Origin of the sequence: Kribbella sp. NPDC051936, assembly GCF_040680955.1 — a bacterium.
Taxonomy (GTDB): domain Bacteria; phylum Actinomycetota; class Actinomycetes; order Propionibacteriales; family Kribbellaceae; genus Kribbella.
Genome location: NZ_JBFAXS010000001.1, coordinates 665,223 through 685,659, shown reverse-complemented (window position 1 = coordinate 685,659; position 20,437 = coordinate 665,223). Strand labels below are relative to the sequence as shown.

Here is a 20,437-nt window from a genome sequence, read left to right as displayed (position 1 = left end):
CTGTCGAGCTTGCCGCTCAACCGGCTCGCTGGATGGCGTACGGGACCAGATGGCGGTAGCCGCGGACGGCGACGCGGCGCAGGCGGTGGATGGCGTACGACGGGTGGCCGTCGAGGGCCGCGGCGAGTTCACGGTCGGCGAGGACCCGGCCGGGTTTGCATTCCGTTGTGAGCCGGGCGGCCAGGTTGACCACCTCGCCGTACACGTCGCCGAGCCGGATCAGGATCGTGCCGTACGCGAGCCCGATCCGCAGCTCAGGCAGGTCCGCGTCGGCGGTCACCGCGTCCTGCAGCGCGAGCGCGACCGCGGCGCCCTGCGCGGCGGTGTCGGTCACGAACAGCACCTCGTCGCCGATCGACTTGATCACCCGGCCGCCGTTCAGCGCGACCACGTCGGCCGCCGTGCCCTCGAACCGCTCGATCAGCTCGCCCAGCTCCGCCTCGTCCAACCGCCGGGCCAGGCGGGTGTAGCTGACGATGTCCGCGAAACCGACCGCCCGGACACCGCGGGCCAGCTCGTCCGAGCCGGCCACCGCGCGCCCGGCGGCCGCGGCGAGGTGCCGACGCCAGACGTACGTCTGCAGGCGTTCCATAGCCGGCAGCAACAGGCCCGCGACCTCGATCGCCTCGTCCGCGGACAGTTTGGACCCGCCGAGGAACTCCAGGAACATCGCCGACTGCCACGACGCCAGCCGGGACTGCGTCTGCCCGAGTTTGCGGGCCAGCGAGGACTCCATCTCGGGCTCGATGAACCCGTCGTCCTCGAGCGCCGCGACCAGCCGCAACGCCTCGACGTCGTCGTCGGTGAAGGCGACCTCGTCGTCCGGCACGGTCGCGAACCCGAGCGCGCGCCACATCCGCTCGGCGCGCTGAGTCGAGATCCCGGCCCGCTCGGACACCTCGATCCGGGTGAACTTCCGCTCGCCACCGAGCAGCGTCCGCTCGAACTCCCGGGTCAGTCCGGCCAGATCCGGTGTCCCAGGGTCAGCGGCCACCGCGGCGCTCGGCGATGGTGGCGTCGATGGCGTCCCGGAACGCGGGCAGCCGGCGGGTCAGGTCGTCGAACTTCTCCCGGGTGAAGTGCAGCAGCTGCAGCCGCGACTTCGCCGTGACGGTTGCCGTTCGCAACGTGTTCTTCCGGACCGCGACCTCGCCGGCGATGTCGCCCGGGCCGAGCTCGGCGATCTCCTCGCCCTTCTCGCGGACCGCGGCCGTCCCGCTGAGGATCAGGTACGCCGCGTCCGGCGGCGTCTGCTCCAGGATCAGCGACCAGCCGGCCGGTACCGAGACCTCCTCGCCGGCGCGGAAGATGTCCCGGATGTCGCGCCCGGACAGATCCGCGAACAGCGGCAGGTCCCGTGGGGACGTCCTACCCAGTGCCACGTCGATCCTCCTCGCCGATGTTTCCCGTCGGTAACTCTAACGTGCCGTCGACACGATGGTCACCCTGCGGCGCCGCCCGCCGGGTGTCGTCGACCACTTTGTGCACCCACCGCTCGTTTCGCGGCGGCCGAAATGCGCGGTACGTGCACAAAGTGGACCTTGGCGGCGGAAATTCGCTAGGCGGCGCGGCGACGGCGGCGGGTCGTGCGGCCGGTCCGGCGGCGGACCGGGCGGCGCGGGCCGACGAGGCGGGGCCCGGCCAGGCGGTCCTCGAGGCGGCGGGCCTCGCGGCGGATCGGCTGGGCGACGTACTCGCCGAGGATCAGGCCCGAGGCGAGCGCGACGCCGATCGCGACCGCGGTGGTGAGGCTGACGATGCCGATCAGCTGGCCGACACCCATCAGCTCGTACAGGCCCTTGTAGATCGTCAGCCCGGGCAGCAGAGGGATCGATCCGGCGACGACCACGACCAGCGGCGGTACGCCGGTGCGCCGGCCGCTCGAGTACCCGCCCAGACCGACGACGAACGCGGCCGCGGCCGTGGACCACGCCGGGCCGAAGGACGCGCGCGTCATCAGCGTGAACACCAGCGAGGCGAGGGCGCCCATCAGGGCGACGGGCAGCAACGCCCGCAGCGGCGCGTACGTCGCGTAGGCGAAGGCGACCGCCATCACCGCGCCCGAGATCACCATGATCGGAAGGTTCGCCAGCTGGATCGTCTGCGGTTCGATGCCGACGTGCAGACCGAACCTCAGCCCGAGCGCGAGGCCGAGCGAGACGCCGGCGATGATCCCGCCGGTGAGCAGCATCGCCTCGAGGCTGCGGGCCGCGGCGGTCACGTAGTACCCGGTGATGGCGTCCTGGACGGCACCGGTGAGCGCGATCCCGGCCAGCAGCATGATGATGCCCGCGGCAACGACCAGGGACGGTTTCACCGGTGCGTGCACGGCGTACAGGATCAGCGCGACGGCGGTCGCCACGAACGCGCCGGCGACCTGCTGGTAGAACGCGGGCAGCCGCTGCCGGGAGAACCACCGGTTGTTCAGGTCGATCACGATCGCGGTCAGCACCGCGACCAGCGTGATCAGCCAGCCGCCGCCGAGCAGCAGCGTCGCGCCGCCGGCCATCACACCCCAGGCGAGCACGGCACTCCAGCGCGGGTACGGCGGACCGGCGGACGTGATCCGGGCGAGCTCCCGCGATGCCTCTTCGCGGGTCAGGTCGCCGCGGGCGAACCGCCGGACCAGCTGGTCGACCTCGGTCAGCCGGGAGAAGTCCTGCGACCGGTACCGGACCAGCCGGATGTGCGTCTCCGGCGCGACGTCGGGCGCGGCCTGGTACGAGACCGCCATCGACGTGAACGTGATGTCGACCTCGCACCCGCGCAGCCCGCCGGCCGCGGTGACGCCGAGGATCGTCGCGGTCGCGTCCGCCGTACCGGCGCCGCTGGACAGCAGCACCTCACCGACCCGCAACGCCAGGTCGATGGTCGCGTAGACCTCCCGCTGCTCGTCAGGCTGCATCGAGAAGCTTGTGAGCCATCGCGAGGTCGGTGATCAGGATGTTGACCCAGCCGCCGAGCAGGGCGGCGCGGATCGCGGAGTACTTGCGGTCGCCGCCGGCGACGCCGATCCGGCGCGGCACCGCCAGCAGCTCCTTCGCGGTCACCCCGATGACCCGTTGGTCGAACGTCGAACGCACGAGCTTTCCCTCTTCGTCGAAGAACCGGAAACACACGTCCCCGACGGCACCGAGCCGGCGCAGCTCGTCCTGGTCGGCCTCCGCGACCGCGTTGCCACTGCGCTGCAGCAGCGGCGAAGGTTCGAGGCTGCCGATCCCGACCAGGGCGTCGGTGAGCTGTCCCCACGTGCCCAGAACGTCCCGAACCGACACATCGTTCATCATCGCCCGGCGGACGGCGGGGGTGCCGACCAGCCCGGGAGCGGGCAGGTAGACCGGCATCCCACCGGTCAGCTCGGCGAACCGCGCGGTCAGCCGGGTGGCCTGCATCTGCACCGCGGCGTCGCCCAGCCCGCCGACGATCTGGACCACCTTGTCCACCACCGGAACGCTCTTGCGCGGCATCCGGTCGACGGCGCTGATCAGCGTCTCGCTCCACGACGAGATGCCGACCACGTGCCCGCCGGTCAGCGTCATGTCCAGGTACGCCGCCGCGCCCGACCCGAGCGCCGGCAGCACGTCGTCGCCCACGCCGAGGGTGTCGACGACCACGGCGTCCCGCAGCCCGTACCGGCCCTGCAGCTCGTCCTCGAGGTCACTGTGCACGCCGCTCGGCATGGTCACCACGGTGTGCACGATGCCGACCTCGACGGCCTGTTTCAGCATCCGGGAGACGCGCGCCTGGGACAGGTTCAGCTCGGCTGCGATCTGCGGCTGCCGGATGCCCTTCTCGTGGTACATCCGGGCCACCTTCGCGAGCAGCCGCAGCTCGTCCAGCCCGGGCTGGCGGACACCACGGTTGGTGTTCACGGCGCTCCCCCTTCGAGACGATCAACCTGGACTATAGGCAGATGTAGACCCGCGGTGCGCCACCGGCGTCAGGCAGTGGACTTCCCGGCGTGTCCCGCCGCCCGGTCGCGACGACCGAGCCGTCGCGCGGGTCGACGATCGTGTAGTTCAGCGGGACCGTGTCGTCGAACACCATCACCGGCCCGCCGTTCTCGCGATAGACGATCAGTCCGCCGTCGGTCATGCTCAGCGCGCGGCCCGAGATCACCCGGGTCCAGTCCGGCGCCATGTCGGTCGTCGGCAGCCCGTCGAGGATCTTGCCGAGCATCCCTACGTACGTCGATCCCTCGAAGCCGATCGCCTCCCGCCAGCCGGCGCCGGGGGCGAGGAAGAACTCGGAGTGCCCCGGCTCCTCGCCGTGCAGCCGCCACTGCCACAGGCTGCCCGCGCCGTAGACGACGCCCATCGTCCCGCCCGCGCACAGGTTGCTCCACGCCTCGTGGCCCTGCCACCAGCCCTCGGCCACACCGGTCCGGCCGGTGTGCTCGTACGTCGGTTCGCCGTTCGCGACCGCCTTGACCGGGTGGTTCCGCCACATGTCGGCGACCCGCTCGGGGACGTGCTCGCCGGTGTGGCCGGTCTGGCACCACTGGAAGTCGAGCCACTCGGCGTCCTGGTGGGCGTCGGCGCGGATGTGCGGGCGGTAGTGGATGCCGGTGGGCTGCTCGTAGCAGTCGACCGCGTGTACCTCGGCGCCGCCCGCCGCGGTCTGCGGCTCGACTCCGGAGCCGTCGCCGCCGACCAGGTAGATCGCCGGCCGGGCGCCGTACCGCGCGACGAGGTAGCGGCAGTAGGCGGCGTACTCCTGCTCTGGCACCACGGTGCCGGCCACGTCGAGGCCTTTCCAGCCGAACCCCTGGAAGACGGGCTGCAGGACCGGGACGATGCCGTGCTCGACGAGGATGTCGAGGAGGTCGTCGAGGTACTGGAAGTACTCGGCGTTCAGTTGCCGCAGGTGACCGTCGGGCAGGTCCTCGAAGCCGACGTCGAAGCCTTCGTCCTGGGTGCGGTCGCGCGGACCGACCGCGCGCATGTCCGGCTGCACGGTCATCAGGAGTACCGCGTTGAAACCCTTGGACTGCCGGTCCGCGGCGTACTCACGTACTTGCTCCGGGGTGGCGCGCCAGGGCAGCGCCCAGGCAGTGTCGGCCACCAGCAGCGCCGGCGTCCGGTCCGCATGCACGAGACTGCGCCCGCCAGGCGACATCCGCCAGAACCCATGGCGAAAGAACGGATTGAGCTCGTCGTCGAGCGCGGGGGCCACGTCGAACTCCCCGAAGCCGGGCGCTGTGGGCACGTCCGGCCGGGTCGGGGTCGGCTCGCTCGTCCACCGCCAACGGCCGGCAAGCGGTGCCGCGAAGCGGACCTTCCGCACCACAGCAACGCCCGCCGCGGCGGCTCCTCCGGCCGCACCATCGCCCGGTCCCGTGCCACCTCCCGCCGCCGCGCCGCCGTAGAACGTGGGGCGGCGGAGTGCCAGGCCGGACTCGTGCTCGAAATCGACCCAGTCGCCGGTAGCCGGCAGTTCGATCTCTCGCCAGACGGATGAGATGGACATGACACTCCTGGGGTGCTCGTTGCCGTTAAGCTGATGGTCGAGAGAACACACGTGCTCTGGGGTCGGTGAAATTCCGAGCCGGCGGTGACAGTCCGCGACCCGTGACTCCGCGAGGAGGAGCGGTTGACCTGGTGGAACTCCAGGACCGACGGTGAAAGTCCGGATGGGAAGACGCACGTGGCAGTCGCACGTCCTCGGAAACGGGGGCGTGGGCTTGTCGTTGCCCCCGGAGTGCTCTGCGTGCACTGCCGAGAGGACAACGACCGTGAACACCGTCACCAGCCTGGACACCATCGAGCGCGCCGTCGCCGAGATCGCCGTCGGGCGACCCGTGGTGGTCGTCGACGACGAGGACCGCGAGAACGAGGGCGACCTGACCTTCGCCGCGAGCCTCGCGACCCCCGAGTTGATGGCCCTGCTCGTCCGCCACACCAGCGGCTACGTCTGCGCGCCCGCCGCGCCGGAGATCCTGGACCGGCTCGAGTTGCCGCTGATGGTGCCGGACAACCAGGACAGCCTGCGGACGGCGTACACCGTGTCCGTCGACGCGGCGACCGGCGTCGGCACCGGCATCTCCGCCGCGGACCGGGCGCGGACCGTCCGCGTGCTGGCCGATCCCTCGGCGCAGCGCGCGGACCTGATCCGGCCCGGCCACATCCTGCCGTTGCGTGCCGTCGACGGCGGAGTCCGGCAGCGGCCCGGTCACACCGAGGCCACCGTCGAACTCGTCCGGCTGGCCGGACTGCCGCCGGTCGGCGTGATCGGCGAGCTCATGAACGACGACGGCACCCTGATGACCGGCGCCGACCTGCGCGGTTTCGCCGACACTCATGGCTTCGCGATGATCTCGATCGCGGATCTCGTCAGCTACCTGGCCTGAGCAGCTTGCGGGCGGCGTCGGCGATGCCGTCCGCGGACAGGCCGTACCGGTCGAGCAGGTAGCCGGCCGACCCCGTCGGCGCGAACTCGCCGATGCCCAGGATCGACACCCGGGCCGGGTGGTGCTGGACGACGGTCTCCGCGACCGCGCCGCCGAGCCCGCCGCCCGGCACCGCTTCCTCGGCGGTCACGATGCCGGCCGTCTCCCGCGCGGCCGCGACCACGGCGTCGACGTCCAGCGGTTTCACCGTCGGCATCGACAGCACCCGGGCCGAGATCCCTTCCGTGGCGAGCCGTTCCGCGGCGGCCAGCGCCCGCCACAGCACGGTCCCGTTGCTGATCACGGTCACGTCGTTGCCTTCGCGGACCGTGATCGCCTTGCCGAGCCGGAACTCGTAGTCGTCGCCGTACACCTTCGGCACGCTCATCCGGCTGACCCGGATGAACACCGGCCCGTGCGCGGCGGCCGCCCAGCGCAGCGCGGCCGCGGTCTCGACCGGATCCGCCGGCACGACGATCCGCAGGCCGTCGATCGCGCGCAGCCAAGCGATGTCCTCGATCGAGTGGTGTGTCGGGCCGAGCTCGCCGTACGCGACGCCCGGGCTCATCCCGCACAGCTTCACGTTGGTGTTCGAGTACGCGACGTCGGCCTTGATCTGCTCGAGCGCACGTCCGGTGAGAAAGCAGGACGCCGCCGACACGAACGGGATCCGGCCGCCGTTGGCCAGCCCGGACGCGACCCCGACCATGTCCTGCTCGGCGATGCCGACGTTGATCAGCCGGTCCGGGAACGCCTTGCGGAAGCTGTTCAGCTTGCTCGACCCGACGGAGTCGTTGACCACACCCACGATCCGGTGATCGGCCTCGGCGAGCTCCGCGAGCGTCTCGACGTACGCGTCCCGGCAGTCGTACCGTGGCTGGTCGGCGATGGAAGGGGTTTGTACGGCGGTCATGCCGGCTCCTTGGCAAATCCGGGAACAACAGCCTCCAGCTCGGTCAGCGCCTGCTGGAACTCCGCCGCGTCCGGCACCCGGTGGTGCCAGGCGACGTTGTTGCTCATGAACGAGATCGGGTGGCCCTTGTGCGTGTGGGCGATCACGAAGGTCGGCTTGCCCGGGCGGAACGGTACGGCGGACAGCACGTCGAGCAGCTCGCCGTGGTCGTGGCCGTTCACCTCGACCACCGCGAACCCGAACGCGGCCGCCTTCTCCGGCAGCGGGTCGAGGTCGTTGGTCTCCTTGGTGGTCGCACCCTGCTGCAGCCGGTTCCGGTCGACGATCACGGTCAGCCGGTCGAGCTGGTACTGCGAGGCCGCCATCATCGCCTCCCAGTTCGACCCCTCCTGCAGCTCGCCGTCGCCGACGAGTACGTACGTCCGCCGCAGCGAGACGTCGAGCTTGGCCGACAGGGCATGGCCGACCGCGACCGGCAGGCCGTGCCCGAGCGGGCCGGTGTTCGCCTCGACGCCGGCCACCTTGTTCCGGTTCGGGTGCCCGTTCAGCGCGGACAGCGGCTTGAGGAACGTCGCGAGCTCCGCGACCGGCAGGAACCCGAACGCCGCGAGCGTCGTGTAGAGCGCCCCGGCGACGTGGCCCTTGCTGAGGATGAAGCGGTCCCGCTCCGGGTCGTCGACCGCGTCGGGCGAGATGTCGAGCACGGCGCCGTACAGCGTTGCCAGGATGTCGATCGCGGAGAAGTCACCGCCGATGTGCCCGGCGCCGGCGTGGTGGACCAGCTTCAGGTCCTGGATCCGGATCTGCTTGGCGGCCTCGGCGATGTGCACGATCTGCTCGGCGCGGCTGCTGTGGATCGGCAGCCGTCCGAGGACCGGCAGCGTCGCGTGCTCGACGGTCAGCGTCATACGATCTCCGCCATCGAACTCAGCAGGACCTTCTGGACCAGCTTCTGCGCGGCGAGGGCGTCGTGGGACGCCTGTGCCGCCGCCAGCGCCTCCTCGTCCAGGACGTCGAGCGCGTGGTGCACCGCCTTCAGGAAGGTGATCGCCTGCTTCGCGGCCTGCACGCTGTCCTCGCGGAACGGGAACTGGTCGAGCTGCCAGACGCCGTCCCAGTTGTTCCGGCGCAGCGTGTGGAAGAACTCGAACGTCTCGACCAGGTGCACCGAGCCGACCACCATGTCGTCGTCCCAGCCGCGCAGGTTGTCGTTGACGTCGATCGCGAACAGCCGGCCGTAGTCGATCGCCAGCTGCGCCGCGTCGGCCGGCGTCTCCTGGCCGTACAGCGAGTGGCCGAAGTCGAGCAGGATGCCGAGGTTCGGCAGGCCGATCTTCTCGATGCCGAGCAGCGTGCGCGCGACGTTCGGGAAGATGATCTTCACCCGCGGCTCACGCGGCTTGTACTCGATCACGAAGTTGATGTCGCGGTGCGCCGACACCAACTCCTTGAGACCGTCCAGCGCCAGGTTCCAGATGTCGTGGTAGTTGACCTGGAACGGATAGTCCCAGCCGTCCTGGCCGGGCCACAGCTTCACGTACGAGCAGCCCAGGTCCTTGGCCAGCTCGGTTGCCTGGTGCAACAGCTCCAGCGCCTGCTGACGGACCTTCGGGTCCGGGTTCGTGAACGACCCCTTGACGAAGTCCTTGGTGTAGATCTCCGGCGTGATCGCGATCGCCTTCAGGTTGTTCCGCTGCAGCGCGGACTTGACCTCGTCGAGCGTGCCGTCGTACCCGGCGAACGGCCAGTTCAGGTCGACGACGGACAGGTCGCCGACGGCACCGGCCCGGTCGATCTGCTCCAGCAGCCCGACGGGCTCGCCGTACCCGTCGGTGGCGTAACGGTCCTTGTAGGTGGCGAAGTGCCAGATACCCGCGCCGAAGACCGGCATGTCTGTCATGGTTTCGATTCTCCTTGTCATGGGGCGGTGTGGGGCGGTGTCAGCCCTTCAGCGAGCCGGCGGTGAGGCCGCCGACGATCCAGCGCTGAAGGAGGGTGTAAGCGATCAGGATCGGCACGACGGCGATCAGGATGCCTGCCGCGAGGCCGGTGTTGTTGTTGGCGAACTGGCCCTGGAAGTTCAGCAGCCCGACCGGGATGGTCTTGTGCGCGTCGGAGTTCAGCAGGATCAGCGCGAACAGGAACTCGTTCCAGGTCGCGACAGCGTCCAGGATCGCCACCGTGACGAGCGCCGGCACCGACAGCGGCAGGATGATCGTGAAGAACACCCGCCAGTCGCCGGCGCCGTCCACCCGGGCGGCCTCGATGATCTCGTCCGGGAGCTGCCGGAAGAACGACTGCAGCACCAGCACCTCGAAGGGGATGCCGAAGGCCAGGTACGGCCCGATCAGCCCGAAGATGCTGTCGGTCGCACCGGCCTGCCGCATCATGATGAAGACCGGCACGATCGTGATGTAGATCGGGATCGTCAGCCCGAGGAACACCGAGAACATCACCGTCCGGCGGAACTTCATCCGCAGCTTGGCCAGCGCGAACCCGAGCATCGCCGACACCAGCACGCCGAGCGGCACCTTGATCGCGGCCAGGATCGCGCTGTTCTTGTACGTCGTGGCGAAGTTGCCGATGCCCCACGCGTCCTTGAAGTTGGACCAGGTGAGCTGATCGGGCCAGGACAGCGGCCCGTTGCCGATGAAGTCGGACAGCGGGCGTACCGCGGTGATCACCAGCAGTGCCAGCGGTGAGATCCAGAAGAGCGCTATCACTGCCAGGACGAGAGTCATCACCAGACCGCGACGACCCTTGGGACCGGAACTGATCGGTTCGGTGGCGGCGGCCTGAGCCGGCGCGGTCACCTGGGCCGGGGCAATGGTGGTCATGAGGCCTCCCTCGTCTGGGAGCGGACGTACGGGATGCCTACCGCGATTGCTACCAGCGTGATCACGACGGCGATCGCGGTGCCGTAGCCGGCTTGGTAGTACTGGAAGACGTTGAAGTACATCCACGTCCCCATCACCTGCGTCGACGTCCCGGGACCGCCGTACGTCATCGCGTAGATCATGTCGAAGACCTTGAACGAGTCGATCAGCGACAGCGCCAGCACGATGTAGTGCGCCGGCCGCAGGCTCGGCATCGTCACGTGCCAGAACTGCTGCCACTTCGTCGCGCCGTCGACGGTCGCGGCCTCGTACAGCTCGTTCGGGATGCCCTGCAGCGCGGCCAGGTAGAGCAGCATCGGGAACCCGGTGCGCAACCAGATCGCCGGCACCATCACGGCCCACAGCGCGGTCGAGTCCTGCCCGAGCCACGCCTGCGCCAGCCCGTCCAGCCCGATCAGCCGCAGGAACGAGTTGATCGCGCCGTACTGCGGGTTGTACAGCCAGCCCCAGATGCTCGCGATGGACACGAGCGGCAGCACCGCGGGCGTGTAGAAGATCAGCCGCAGGATCGGCTTGCCGTGCACCTTGCCGTTCAGCGCGATCGCCAGCAGCAGCCCGATCACGGTCGGTACGGCGATCGTGACCACGGTCCAGATCAGGTTGTTCTTCACCGCGGTGACGACCACCGGGTCCTGCGGCAGCTTGAAGTAGTTGTCCAGCCCGACGAACTTGTACGTCGCGCTCAGGCCGTCCCAGTTGGTCAGGCTGAACCACAGTGACGACAACGCCGGGTACACCAGGAACGCGACGTAGACCGCCAGGGCCGGCAGGGCGAACAACCACGGCGACCAGCGGCCACCGCGATTCGGTTTGGCGACTGCGACTGAGGTGGCCATGCGCTCAGCTCTTCGCCCAGGCGGAGACGATCTCCTGCATCTTCTTGGCCGCGGCGTCCGGCGCGACCGAGCCCTGCAGCAGGTCGCTCTGCACGCTGAAGTACTGGTCGGCCTGCTTCTTCGGGAACGCCTGGTCCTGGATCGTGTAGAACGGGTTGCTGCCGTACTTCTGCGCCCACTCGGCCGCCAGCGGCAGCGTCTTCGGGTCGGGCTCGGCGCCCTTGACCGTGGAGGCAGTCACCTGCAGCGCCTTCTGGGTGGCCGGCTGGATGATGAAGTCGATGAGCGCCGCGGCCTTGTCCGCGTTGCCGGACTTCGCGTTGATCATGTAGCCCTCGACGAACCCGGAGTGCCGGGCCGGGCTCTTGTCGGTCGGCAGCTCGAAGTTGCCGAACGCCGACGAGCTCTTCTTCGCCGACAGGATCGCCGCGGCCTCGGTCCACGGTCCGGTGATCGTGTACGCCGTCTTGCCCTGGACGTACGCCGGCTCGATGTCGGCCGGGTCGAGACCGAGCGCGCCCTGCGGCAGCCACTTCTTGTCCTGCCACTTCTTGAACAGCGCGAACGCCTCGACCACCTCGGGCCGGTCCCAGCTCTCGGCGCCGGTCAGCAGCTTGTCGTGCAGTTCCGGTCCCGCCGTGTGCTCGAGCAGGTACTCGAACAGCCTCATGATGTGCCAGCCGTACTTGCCGCCGGTCCCGAGCGGCGTCACTCCGACGGCCACCAGCTTGTCGTTGATCGCCTCCAGCTCGGCATAGGTCTTCGGCGGGCCGCTGACGCCGGCCTTCGCGAACAGCGACTTGTTGTACCAGGCACCGATCCCGAGGGACACGAACGGCACCCCGGCCTTCATCCCCTCGAAGGTCATCCCGCCGATCGCCTGGGTGTTGATCTTCGAGTCCCAGCCGTACTTGGAGTAGTACGGCGTCAGGTCGAGCGCCTGCTTGGCCTTCGCGAACGGCGCTCCGATCTGGCCGCCCCAGATCCGCCAGACGTCCGGGCCCTTGCCGCCGAGCAGTTCCGTACGCAGCTTGTCCGGGTACACCGCCGCCCCCGAACCGGGCAGGCTGTCGACCGTGGTCGTGGTCCCGTTCTGCTCGTCGAACTTCTTCACCTGCGCCTTCAGCAACCCGATCGTCTCGTCACCCTCGTAGGTGAACAGCCGCAGGTTGTTCGACGCTGCCTGAGTGGCTCCCCCGCCGGTCGACGTACCACCGCCCGTGCAGGCGGACAGACCGGCGCCGAGCGCGGCGGCGGACGTGAGACCGAGGAATCCCCGGCGGGAGAGGTTGCTCATGAGTTGCTCCTTAGGCGGGCAAAACGGCGGATCTTGGCGAACATGTCCTCGAGCAGGAACCGGACGTCGACCTGCTCGCAGACCTGGATGGGGTTGTCGGTGCCGGGCAGGTACCAGCCGTCGACACCGAAGCGCGGCGCCGGACGGGTCCGGAAGTTGCCGCTGTGCGGGTAGAGCATCAAGGAGATGGCGGGCGAGTCGCCGAGGGAGCGGGACTCGATCGGCTCGCCGTGCCAGGTGGCGTTCCACTGCACCAGCTGCTCGATCAGGTACTTGCCGAGCCGACCGGCGTCGCCGATCTTCTCCTCGAGCTCGGCGTAGCTGACCGAGACCTTCGTGTAGACGTCGCTCGGGACCTGCCAGACCGTGATCCCGGACCCGAACACGACATTGGCCGCGTGGATGTCGTTCGACAGGTTGAACTCCATCCGGTGGTCGGCGGCGTAGCCGTTGTAGCCGCGGCCGCCGATCCAGATCACGATCACGTTCCGACGGACGAGCTCCGGGTCGAGCAGGATCGCCGAGGCCATGTCGGTGAGCGGCCCGAGGAACGACACGAACAGCGGGTCACCGTCGGAGGCCAACTTGGACTCCTCGACGATCAGCCGCGCACCGGGCGAGTCGAGCGGGGTCTGCTCGTCCGGGATGCCGGTCGGAGCGCCGTTCGCGACGGTGACCCGGCCGGTCAGGTCCAGCAGGTCCAGCAGCAGGTCGATCTCCTCGCGGGACTCCTCCATGCTGCGATCCGACCGGCGGGTGCCGAAGTGCGCGGGGATCAGGCCGCGGACGTCGAAGGTGGGCGACAGCAGCCCGTGCACGATCGCGAACTGGTCGTCCGCCTCGTTCTTGGCATCGGTGTTGATGATCACCCGGCGTCTGCTCGGCTTCACGCGGTCTCCTCCGACTCTTATGGTGCGAATAGATATTCACTACTGCATAGCCTGTCGCCATGAGTGTCACCACGCGGCTAGAGTCACGTCAAGAGCTCAGTTGAAACTTGGAGGGCCGATGGTCCAGGCGGTACTCGCGATCGACCAGGGCACGACCAACTCCAAGGCGGTCCTGGTCGCCGCCGACGGAACCGTGCTCAGCACCGGCTCGGCCCCGGTCGACCTCTCGACGCCCCGCCCCGGCTGGGTCGAACAAGACGCCGAGAATCTGTGGCGGAGCGTCCTGCGGGCAATCACCACCTGCCTCACGGGCGGCGCAGCGGAGATCGTGGCGGTCGCGTTGTCCACTCAGCGCGAGTCTGTTGTCGGCTGGAACTCCTCGGGCGAACCCGTGGGTCCGGTTCTGGGCTGGCAGGACGTTCGCACCAGTAGTTGGTGTGCCCAACTACCGCCGACGGTCGACGGCCTGGTCCGTCGGCGTACCGGCCTGCGCGTGGACGCGATGTTCTCCGCGCCCAAGATGCGCTGGCTTCGCGACCGGTCCGACTGCCTGGTCGGGACCGTCGACGCGTGGTTGATCTACCGGCTGACCGGTTGCCAGGAGCATCTGACCGAGGCCGGCAATGCCTCTCGTACCCTGCTGTACGACCTGACGACCCTGGCCTGGTCGGACGAGCTGCTCGAAGCGTTCGGCGTACCGCGGGCGGCGCTGCCCGACGTGCGCCCGTCGAACGCCGGATTCGGGCTGACGAAGGGCGTACCGGGGTTGGGCGACGGGATCCCGATCGTCGCCGTGCTCGCGGACTCGCATGCGGCGATGTACGGGCAAGGGTGTACCGAAGCGGGTCTGGTGAAGGCGACGTACGGGACCGGCTCGTCGGTGATGACGCCGGTGGACGGGTTCGCGCCGGGCGGATGCACGCTCGCCTGGCTGACCGACCGGCCGGTGTACGCGCTGGAAGGCAACATCGTGTCGTCCGGCGCCGCGCTCGCCTGGACCGCGGACCTGCTCGGTCTTCCCGACGTCGGCGCCTTGACGGCTCTCGCGGGGACGGTCCCGGCGGCGGAGGGCGTCGTCCTCGTGCCGGCGTTCGCGGGACTCGGCGCACCGCACTGGGACCGGGAAGCGCGGGCGGCCCTGACCGGCATGAGCAGCTCGACGACGCGGGCGCACATCGCGCGAGCGGCCGTCGACGCGGTCGCGCATCAGATCTGCGACATCGCGGACACGATCCCGGGCCCGCTCAGCAGCCTCCGTGCGGACGGCGGCGCGACGGTGTCGGACCTGCTCATGCAGACCCAGGCTGATCTGCTCGGTCATCCGGTGGAGGCGTCCGACGTACCGGAGATTTCCGCTCTGGGCGTCGCCGAGCTGGCCTGGACGAAGCTCGGTGCGACGACCGGCTGGGCGGGGAAGCGGTCGTACCGGACGTTCGAGCCCGGTCCCGGCGCGGGCGATCGTGGCCGGCGCCGGGAGGAATGGGCTCAGGCGGTCGCGACGGTCCGCGTCACGCGAGCTTGATCCGGAACACGGCCAGCCGGGCGTCGTGGCCGTCGACGTTCATCGGGATCACCTTGGTGTTGACCAGGTCCAGCCGGACCTTGCCGTCGCCGGGCAGCCAGTTGATCCGGTCGATGCCCTTGAAGAAGGCCCGGTGCTCACTGTCCTGGCCGGTGGCCCGCACGTAGCCGGGGTTGTTGGTGTCCGCGGTCCAGATCACCAGGTGACCCTGGTTGTGGTGGGCCATCACGCGTTCGCGGTGCAGCTTCTTGTGCAGCTGCCACTCGTCCTGCAGATTCGGGTTCTTGGTGCCGTTGTACGCGTTCGCGATGTAGTGCGAGTTGATCAGGGCGAACTTCAGGCCCGGGTGCGCGCTGTGCTCGACGACCACCTCGTTGATGTACCGGGGCGGCGTCACGTGGGCGATGCCGCCGTGGACGAAGGTGCGCTTCGAGTTCACGATCTTCCACGGCTCGGGGATCGAGATCGGCACCCGGAACGATTTCGGATCGTGCAGGAACGCGTTGCGGTACTTGCTGCCGAAGTGCCGCGTGATCATCGGCGGCTCGCCCGAGTCGCCCTCGCTGATCTCCTGCCAGCCGACGCACGGCCGATGCCCCGGGTCACCGCCGCGAACGGCCGTGATCGCGGCCTCCCGGGCGCCGAGGTGCTTGCGCCCGATGTTCGCCGTCACGACGGGTAGCTGGAACCACCCCGTCCCCGCCTGCGCCGCCGCACCCCGCTCCACCGGCCGTGCCGCCGAAGCCGGCTGCGCACCGGCCGCCGAGCCGAGTGCAACCAGCGCACCTCCACCGAGCATCATCGCCTGCCGCCGGCTGATTCTGTCGGCCATAACCACCTCCACAAGAGTCCGGCCCGAGGGCCGGAGGGCGAATGTCTTGTCGACCGGCTACGACGTACTCGGCCTCCCAGTCGTTCCACAGCGTGTCGGAGATCGCTTTCCGTTGCAGGTTGACTCGGCCGTGGCGCCCACCTATGGTTGCGATCACAGGCGGTGGAAAGCCCTTTCCAAGCCTGCGGGAGGGAGGCGTCCATGTGTGAGTTCGAGCCCGGGCCGGCTGCGGCTCTGCCCGGCGGCATCGGCATCTCGAAGCTGACGGTGTACGACGTCGAGGCACCCGACGGCCTGGTCGGCGGGACGCCGCACGTCCACCTGGCGTGCTCCGAGGGGTACTGCGTGGTCGCCGGCGCCGGCGCCGTACAGACCCTGAACACGAAGGGTTACACCGAGACGCCGCTGCAGGCCGGAACCGTGGTCTGGTTCGACCCCGGCACGATCCACCGGCTGGTCAACGACGGCGGGCTGCAGATCCTCACCCTGATGTCCAACTCCGGACTTCCCGAGGCCGGCGACGCCGTCCTGACGCTGCCGCCCGAATACCTCGCCGACCGCGAGACGTACCTGGCGGCGACCGCCCTGACCGGCGAGGGCGAGGCTCGTACCCGGTCGGCGATGGCTCGGCGCGACCTCGCGCTCCAGGGATACGCCGTACTGCGGGAGCGGTACGAGGCGGAAGGCCCCGCGGCGCTGGACGAGTTCTTCACGGCAGCGGTCCGGATCGTGCGGCCGCAGCTCGCCGACTGGCGCAAGCGCTGGGAGCAGGGCGCCCGGCGGCTCGCGGACGAGACCGGCGCCGCGCTGGACGCGCTGGAGGCCGGCACCGCGCCGCACCTGCAGACCGCCGAACTCCACCGACTTCCGACCCCCACCGAGTTCGGCCGACACGGTATGTGCGGCCGCCTCGACGTCTATGACACCACCCGAGCGTGAGAGGTAGAACTGTGAACGAGCGACGCATCGGCATCGTGATGAACGGCGTCACCGGCCGGATGGGCCTGCGCCAGCACCTCGAGCGTTCCATCGTGGCGATCCGGGAGCAGGGCGGACTGCCCGCCGCCGACGGCACGATGATCATCCCCGAACCGATCCTGGTCGGCCGCAACGAGCTCAAGCTGCGCCGGATCGCGGAGCAGTACGGGCTGGAGCGGTGGACCACCGATCTGGCCGAGGCATTGGCCCAGCCGGACGTCGAGATCTACTTCGACTCCCAGCTCACCCAGCTGCGCGAGAAGGGCGTCCGGGCCGCGGTCGAGGCCGGCAAGGCGATCTACTGCGAGAAGCCGATCGCCGAGAGCCTGGACGCGGCCGTCGACCTGGCCAAGCTCGTGGTCGACTCCGGGTTGAAGAACGGCGTGGTGATGGACAAGCTGTCACTGCCCGGCCTGCGGAAGCTGAAGCGGCTGGTCGACGGCGGGTTCTTCGGCCGGATCCTCTCGGTCCGCGGCGAGTTCGGCTACTGGGTCTTCGAGGGTGACTGGCAGGAGGCGCAGCGGCCGTCCTGGAACTACAAGTCCGAAGAGGGCGGCGGCATCATCCTCGACATGTTCTGCCACTGGCGGTACGTGCTCGACCAGACGTTCGGCTCCGTGAAGTCGGTGTACTGCCAGGGCGCCACGCACATCCCGACCCGCGTCGACGAGAACGGCGACCCGTACACCGCGACCGCCGACGACGCGGCGTACGGCGTGTTCGAGCTCGAGGGCGGGATCGTCGCGCAGCTGAACTCGTCCTGGGCCACGCGGGTGTTCCGCGACGAGCTCGTCGAGTTCCACGTCGACGGGACCGAGGGCTCCGCGGTCGCCGGCCTGCGCAACTGCCGCGTCCAGCACCGGTCCGCGACCCCGAAGCCGGTGTGGAACCCGGACATCCCGGTCACCGAGAAGTTCCGCGACCAGTGGGCGACGGTGCCGGACAACGAGCCGATGGACAACGGCTTCAAGGTGCAGTGGGAGATGTTCCTGCGGCACGTGGTCGACGACGCGCCGTTCACCTGGGACTTCGTCGAGGCCGCGAAGGGCGTCCAGCTCGCCGAGCTGGGTCTGAAGTCGTGGCACGAGGGCCGCAAGCTCGAGGTCCCGACGCTCGATCTCGGGGCCAACTGATGGAGCTGAACCTTCCTGTCCACAGGGGACTCGAGAGGTACCGGCTGACCGGCGAGCCGGTTGCCCGGGGCACCTATTCGCCGGCGCACTCGCGGCTCGCGTTCGCCGCGGCGCACGTGGTGGCGGATCCGCTCGGGGACAACGCGCCCGGGGCGCCGGCGGTGATCGACTGGGAGCACACGCTGGAGTTCCGGCGGCACCTGTGGTCGCTGGGCCTGTCGGTCGCCGAGGCGATGGACACCGCGCAGCGCGGCATGGGCCTCGACTGGAAGGCAACGCAGGAGCTGATCCGCCGGTCCGCCGCCGAAGCGCCGGACGGCAGGATCGCCGTCGGCGTCGGCACCGACCAACTGGCGGGTCCGGCCACCCTGGACGCGGTCATCGGTGCGTACGAAGAGCAGTTGGCCGTTGCCGAGGATGTCGGCGCGCGGCCGATCCTGATGGCCAGCCGGGCCTTGTGCGCGGCGGCGGCATCGCCGGACGACTACCGCAAGGTGTACGACCGCCTTCTCGCCCAGTCCACCCAGCCGGTGATCCTGCACTGGCTGGGCCCGATGTTCGACCCCGCCTTGGAAGGGTACTGGGGCAGCGACTCGTTCGATTCCGCGGCCGCGATCGTCGTGGACCTGATCAACGCCGACGTCGAGAAGGTCGACGGGATCAAGATCAGCCTCCTCGACGCCTCGAAGGAAGTTGCCCTGCGCAACTGCCTGCCCGCGCGCGTCCGGCTCTACACCGGGGACGACTTCAACTACCCCGAGCTGATCCGCGGCGACGGCGAGCGGCACAGCGACGCGTTGCTCGGGATCTTCGCCGCGATCGCCCCGGCGGCGGCAGCAGCCCTGCACGCGTTGGACGCCGGTGACCTGGAGACCTACGAGCGGGTGTTCCAGCCGACCGTACCGTTGGCTCGGCAGATCTTCTCCGCGCCGACGTACTACTACAAGACCGGGATCGCGTTCCTGGCTTGGCTGAACGGGTTCCAGCCCGGGTTCACGATGGTGGGCGGTCTGCAGACCGGCCGGTCGTTGCCGCACCTGGCGGACACCTTCCGGCTCGCGGACCAGGCCGGCGTACTGACGAATCCGGAACTGGCCGTCGACCGGTTCCGGCAGCTGTTGCGGGTCGGCGGGATCGACGCATGAACCGGTACAGCCTCAACCAGGCGACCACGAAGTACTGGCCGCTCGAGGACGTTGTCGCGGCGAGCGCGAAGGCCGGGCTGGAGTGGATCGGGCTGTGGCGCGAGCCGATCCAGGAGTACGGCGTCGACCAGGCGGCGAAACTGGTCGCCGACGCCGGCCTGAAAGTCTCGTCGCTGTGCCGCAGCGGCTTCTTCACCTCGACCGACGCCGCCGAGCGGAAGGCGAAGATCGAGGACAACCGGCGCGCGATCGACGAGGCCGCGACCGTCGGCACGCCGGTCCTCGTGCTCGTCAGCGGCGGACTCCCGGCCGGGTCCCGCGACCTCGACGGTGCGCGCGCGATGGTGCGCGACGGGCTCGCCGAGCTGGCGCCGTACGCCGAGGAGCGCGGCGTCACGCTGGCGGTCGAGGCACTGCACCCGATGTTCTGCTCGGACCGCTGCGTGGTGTCGTCGCTGCGCGGCGCGCTCGACCTCGCCGAGCAGTTCCCGGCGTCGCAGGTGGGCGTGATCGTGGACGCCTACCACCTGTGGTGGGACGCGGACGTGTACCGGCAGATCGAGCGGGCCGGCGAGCGGATCGTGTCGTACCAGGTCAGCGACTGGGTGGTTCCGCTGCCCGCGGACACGCTGCTCGGGCGCGGCATGATGGGCGACGGTGCGATCGAGCTGCGCCGGCTGCGCGAGGCCTGCGACGCGGCCGGGTACGACGGACCGATCGAGGTCGAGATCTTCAACCAGCAGTTGTGGGACGCGCCGGGGCAGGAAGTCTTCGACCTGGCGCTGGCGAGGTACCAGGAACACGTCCTCTGACGAAGGAGCCTGTATGACTGACCGGACCATTCCTGCCGACGGAATCGGCATGCACCTCTACACGATGCGGGACGTGCTGGCCGAGGACTACCCGGGGACGCTGAAGCGGCTCGCCGGGATCGGGTACCGCACGGTGGGGGTGAGCGGGCGGTTCGACCACAGCGCCGAGGAGATTCGCGGGTTCGCGGACGACGCCGGGCTCGCGATCGTGCTCGAGCACGTCGGGTACGCGCGGCTGAGCGACGACTGGGCCGGTGCGCTGGCCGACGTGAAGACGCTCGGCGCGCAGTGGGCCGTCGTACCGTCGATTCCGTCCGAGCTGCACTCGGTCGAGGGCTTCCGGACCGCGGCGGCCGCGTTCACCGAGGCCGGCAAGGTCGCGCGGGACAACGGCCTGAAGCTGCTCTTCCACAACCACGGCCGGGACTTCGACGAGGTCGACGGGCAGGTGCTGTACGACATCCTGCTGGACGTGGACCCGGAGCTGCTCGGGTTCGAGCTGGACCTGTACTGGGCGGTGGACGGCGGGCACGACCCGGCGAAGCTGTTCCAGGAGCACCCGGGCCGGTTCCCGGCGCTGCACGTCAAGGACATGGCCGCGGACGGCTCCTGGGAGGACGTCGGGGCCGGGAAGCTCGACTTCGGCGCGATGTTCGCGCACGCCGAGGCGGGCGGTGTCGAGCAGTATCTGGTCGAACACGACAAGCCCGCCGACGCCTGGCAGTCGGCCGAGCGCAGCTACCGCGGACTGACCGAATTGCGGTACTGACGCATCTCATAGCAAACGCTTAACC

The 20,437-nt window shown here is 69.5% G+C and carries 20 protein-coding genes and 1 riboswitch; of the genes, 7 read left to right on the top strand and 13 right to left on the bottom strand.

Annotation, left to right across the window (positions count from 1 at the left end):
* Positions 1-16: 16 nt before the first annotated feature.
* The 5 genes from AB0L64_RS03540 to AB0L64_RS03520 all read right to left on the bottom strand — a co-directional run bounded on the left by AB0L64_RS03540 (position 17) and on the right by AB0L64_RS03520 (position 5,469).
* The gene (locus AB0L64_RS03540) at positions 17-994 is read right to left on the bottom strand and encodes an adenylate/guanylate cyclase domain-containing protein (RefSeq protein WP_363707306.1); all 978 of its coding nucleotides are present in this window, start codon (positions 992-994) and stop codon (positions 17-19) included.
* On the bottom strand, positions 984-1,382 hold the full coding sequence (locus AB0L64_RS03535) for a cyclic nucleotide-binding domain-containing protein (RefSeq protein WP_359940043.1): 399 nt from the start codon (positions 1,380-1,382) through the stop codon (positions 984-986). The genes AB0L64_RS03540 and AB0L64_RS03535 overlap by 11 nt, the downstream gene beginning before the upstream one ends.
* Before the next feature lie 176 nt (positions 1,383-1,558).
* Complete coding sequence (locus AB0L64_RS03530; RefSeq protein WP_363707304.1) at positions 1,559-2,905, bottom strand: threonine/serine exporter family protein; 1,347 nt, start codon at positions 2,903-2,905, stop codon at positions 1,559-1,561.
* Positions 2,895-3,872 carry a sugar-binding transcriptional regulator gene (locus AB0L64_RS03525; RefSeq protein WP_363707302.1) on the bottom strand — a complete coding sequence of 326 codons (978 nt, stop codon included), beginning with the start codon at positions 3,870-3,872 and terminating at the stop codon, positions 2,895-2,897. The genes AB0L64_RS03530 and AB0L64_RS03525 overlap by 11 nt, the downstream gene beginning before the upstream one ends.
* Positions 3,873-3,903: 31 nt before the next feature.
* Positions 3,904-5,469 carry a DUF4038 domain-containing protein gene (locus tag AB0L64_RS03520; protein ID WP_363707300.1) on the bottom strand — a complete coding sequence of 522 codons (1,566 nt, stop codon included), beginning with the start codon at positions 5,467-5,469 and terminating at the stop codon, positions 3,904-3,906.
* 47 nt (positions 5,470-5,516) lie between these two features.
* Positions 5,517-5,650, top strand: a riboswitch (FMN riboswitch).
* An 84-nt stretch (positions 5,651-5,734) separates the two neighbouring features.
* Between AB0L64_RS03520 and ribB the strand changes: the two genes are divergently transcribed.
* Positions 5,735-6,349, top strand: coding sequence for a 3,4-dihydroxy-2-butanone-4-phosphate synthase (gene ribB, locus AB0L64_RS03515; protein WP_363707298.1), 615 nt, complete (start codon positions 5,735-5,737; stop codon positions 6,347-6,349).
* Here the strand turns inward: ribB and AB0L64_RS03510 are convergent.
* The 7 genes from AB0L64_RS03510 to AB0L64_RS03480 are packed head-to-tail and all read right to left on the bottom strand — an operon-like array spanning position 6,333 to position 13,221.
* Entirely contained in the window at positions 6,333-7,301 is a 969-nt protein-coding gene (locus AB0L64_RS03510) for a transketolase C-terminal domain-containing protein (protein WP_363707296.1), read from the bottom strand. The genes ribB and AB0L64_RS03510 overlap by 17 nt on opposite strands.
* Complete coding sequence (locus AB0L64_RS03505) at positions 7,298-8,209, bottom strand: transketolase (RefSeq protein WP_363707294.1); 912 nt, start codon at positions 8,207-8,209, stop codon at positions 7,298-7,300. The genes AB0L64_RS03510 and AB0L64_RS03505 overlap by 4 nt, the downstream gene beginning before the upstream one ends.
* Positions 8,206-9,201, bottom strand: a complete 996-nt coding sequence (locus AB0L64_RS03500) for a sugar phosphate isomerase/epimerase family protein (protein WP_363707292.1) — start codon at positions 9,199-9,201, stop codon at positions 8,206-8,208. The genes AB0L64_RS03505 and AB0L64_RS03500 overlap by 4 nt, the downstream gene beginning before the upstream one ends.
* Positions 9,202-9,241: 40 nt before the next feature.
* Complete coding sequence (locus AB0L64_RS03495; protein ID WP_355693010.1) at positions 9,242-10,138, bottom strand: carbohydrate ABC transporter permease; 897 nt, start codon at positions 10,136-10,138, stop codon at positions 9,242-9,244.
* Positions 10,135-11,034, bottom strand: a complete 900-nt coding sequence (locus AB0L64_RS03490) for a sugar ABC transporter permease (RefSeq protein WP_363707290.1) — start codon at positions 11,032-11,034, stop codon at positions 10,135-10,137. The genes AB0L64_RS03495 and AB0L64_RS03490 overlap by 4 nt, the downstream gene beginning before the upstream one ends.
* Positions 11,035-11,038: 4 nt before the next feature.
* Positions 11,039-12,331 (bottom strand): extracellular solute-binding protein, encoded by a 1,293-nt coding sequence (locus tag AB0L64_RS03485; protein WP_363707288.1) that lies wholly within the window; start codon positions 12,329-12,331, stop codon positions 11,039-11,041.
* The gene (locus AB0L64_RS03480; protein ID WP_363707286.1) at positions 12,328-13,221 is read right to left on the bottom strand and encodes a nucleoside hydrolase; all 894 of its coding nucleotides are present in this window, start codon (positions 13,219-13,221) and stop codon (positions 12,328-12,330) included. The genes AB0L64_RS03485 and AB0L64_RS03480 overlap by 4 nt, the downstream gene beginning before the upstream one ends.
* Before the next feature lie 118 nt (positions 13,222-13,339).
* On the opposite strand from AB0L64_RS03480, the gene AB0L64_RS03475 reads away from it, so the two are divergent.
* Entirely contained in the window at positions 13,340-14,743 is a 1,404-nt protein-coding gene (locus AB0L64_RS03475; RefSeq protein WP_363707284.1) for an FGGY family carbohydrate kinase, read from the top strand.
* Here the strand turns inward: AB0L64_RS03475 and AB0L64_RS03470 are convergent.
* Positions 14,730-15,575, bottom strand: a complete 846-nt coding sequence (locus AB0L64_RS03470) for a hypothetical protein (RefSeq protein ID WP_363707282.1) — start codon at positions 15,573-15,575, stop codon at positions 14,730-14,732. The genes AB0L64_RS03475 and AB0L64_RS03470 overlap by 14 nt on opposite strands.
* Before the next feature lie 201 nt (positions 15,576-15,776).
* Here AB0L64_RS03470 and AB0L64_RS03465 point away from each other — a divergent pair, with 201 nt between their 5' ends.
* The 5 genes from AB0L64_RS03465 to AB0L64_RS03445 are packed head-to-tail and all read left to right on the top strand — an operon-like array spanning position 15,777 to position 20,412.
* A complete protein-coding gene (locus AB0L64_RS03465; protein ID WP_363707280.1) occupies positions 15,777-16,514 on the top strand; it encodes a cupin domain-containing protein in 738 nt (245 codons plus the stop codon).
* 11 nt (positions 16,515-16,525) lie between these two features.
* Entirely contained in the window at positions 16,526-17,686 is a 1,161-nt protein-coding gene (locus AB0L64_RS03460; protein ID WP_363707278.1) for a Gfo/Idh/MocA family oxidoreductase, read from the top strand.
* Entirely contained in the window at positions 17,686-18,831 is a 1,146-nt protein-coding gene (locus AB0L64_RS03455; RefSeq protein ID WP_363707276.1) for a dihydrodipicolinate synthase family protein, read from the top strand. Before AB0L64_RS03460 ends, AB0L64_RS03455 begins: the two co-directional genes overlap by 1 nt.
* Positions 18,828-19,643, top strand: a complete 816-nt coding sequence (locus AB0L64_RS03450; RefSeq protein WP_363707274.1) for a sugar phosphate isomerase/epimerase — start codon at positions 18,828-18,830, stop codon at positions 19,641-19,643. Before AB0L64_RS03455 ends, AB0L64_RS03450 begins: the two co-directional genes overlap by 4 nt.
* A 13-nt stretch (positions 19,644-19,656) precedes the next feature.
* Positions 19,657-20,412: a sugar phosphate isomerase/epimerase gene (locus tag AB0L64_RS03445; protein ID WP_363707272.1), complete on the top strand. Its 756-nt coding sequence runs from the start codon at positions 19,657-19,659 to the stop codon at positions 20,410-20,412.
* Positions 20,413-20,437: the final 25 nt, after the last annotated feature.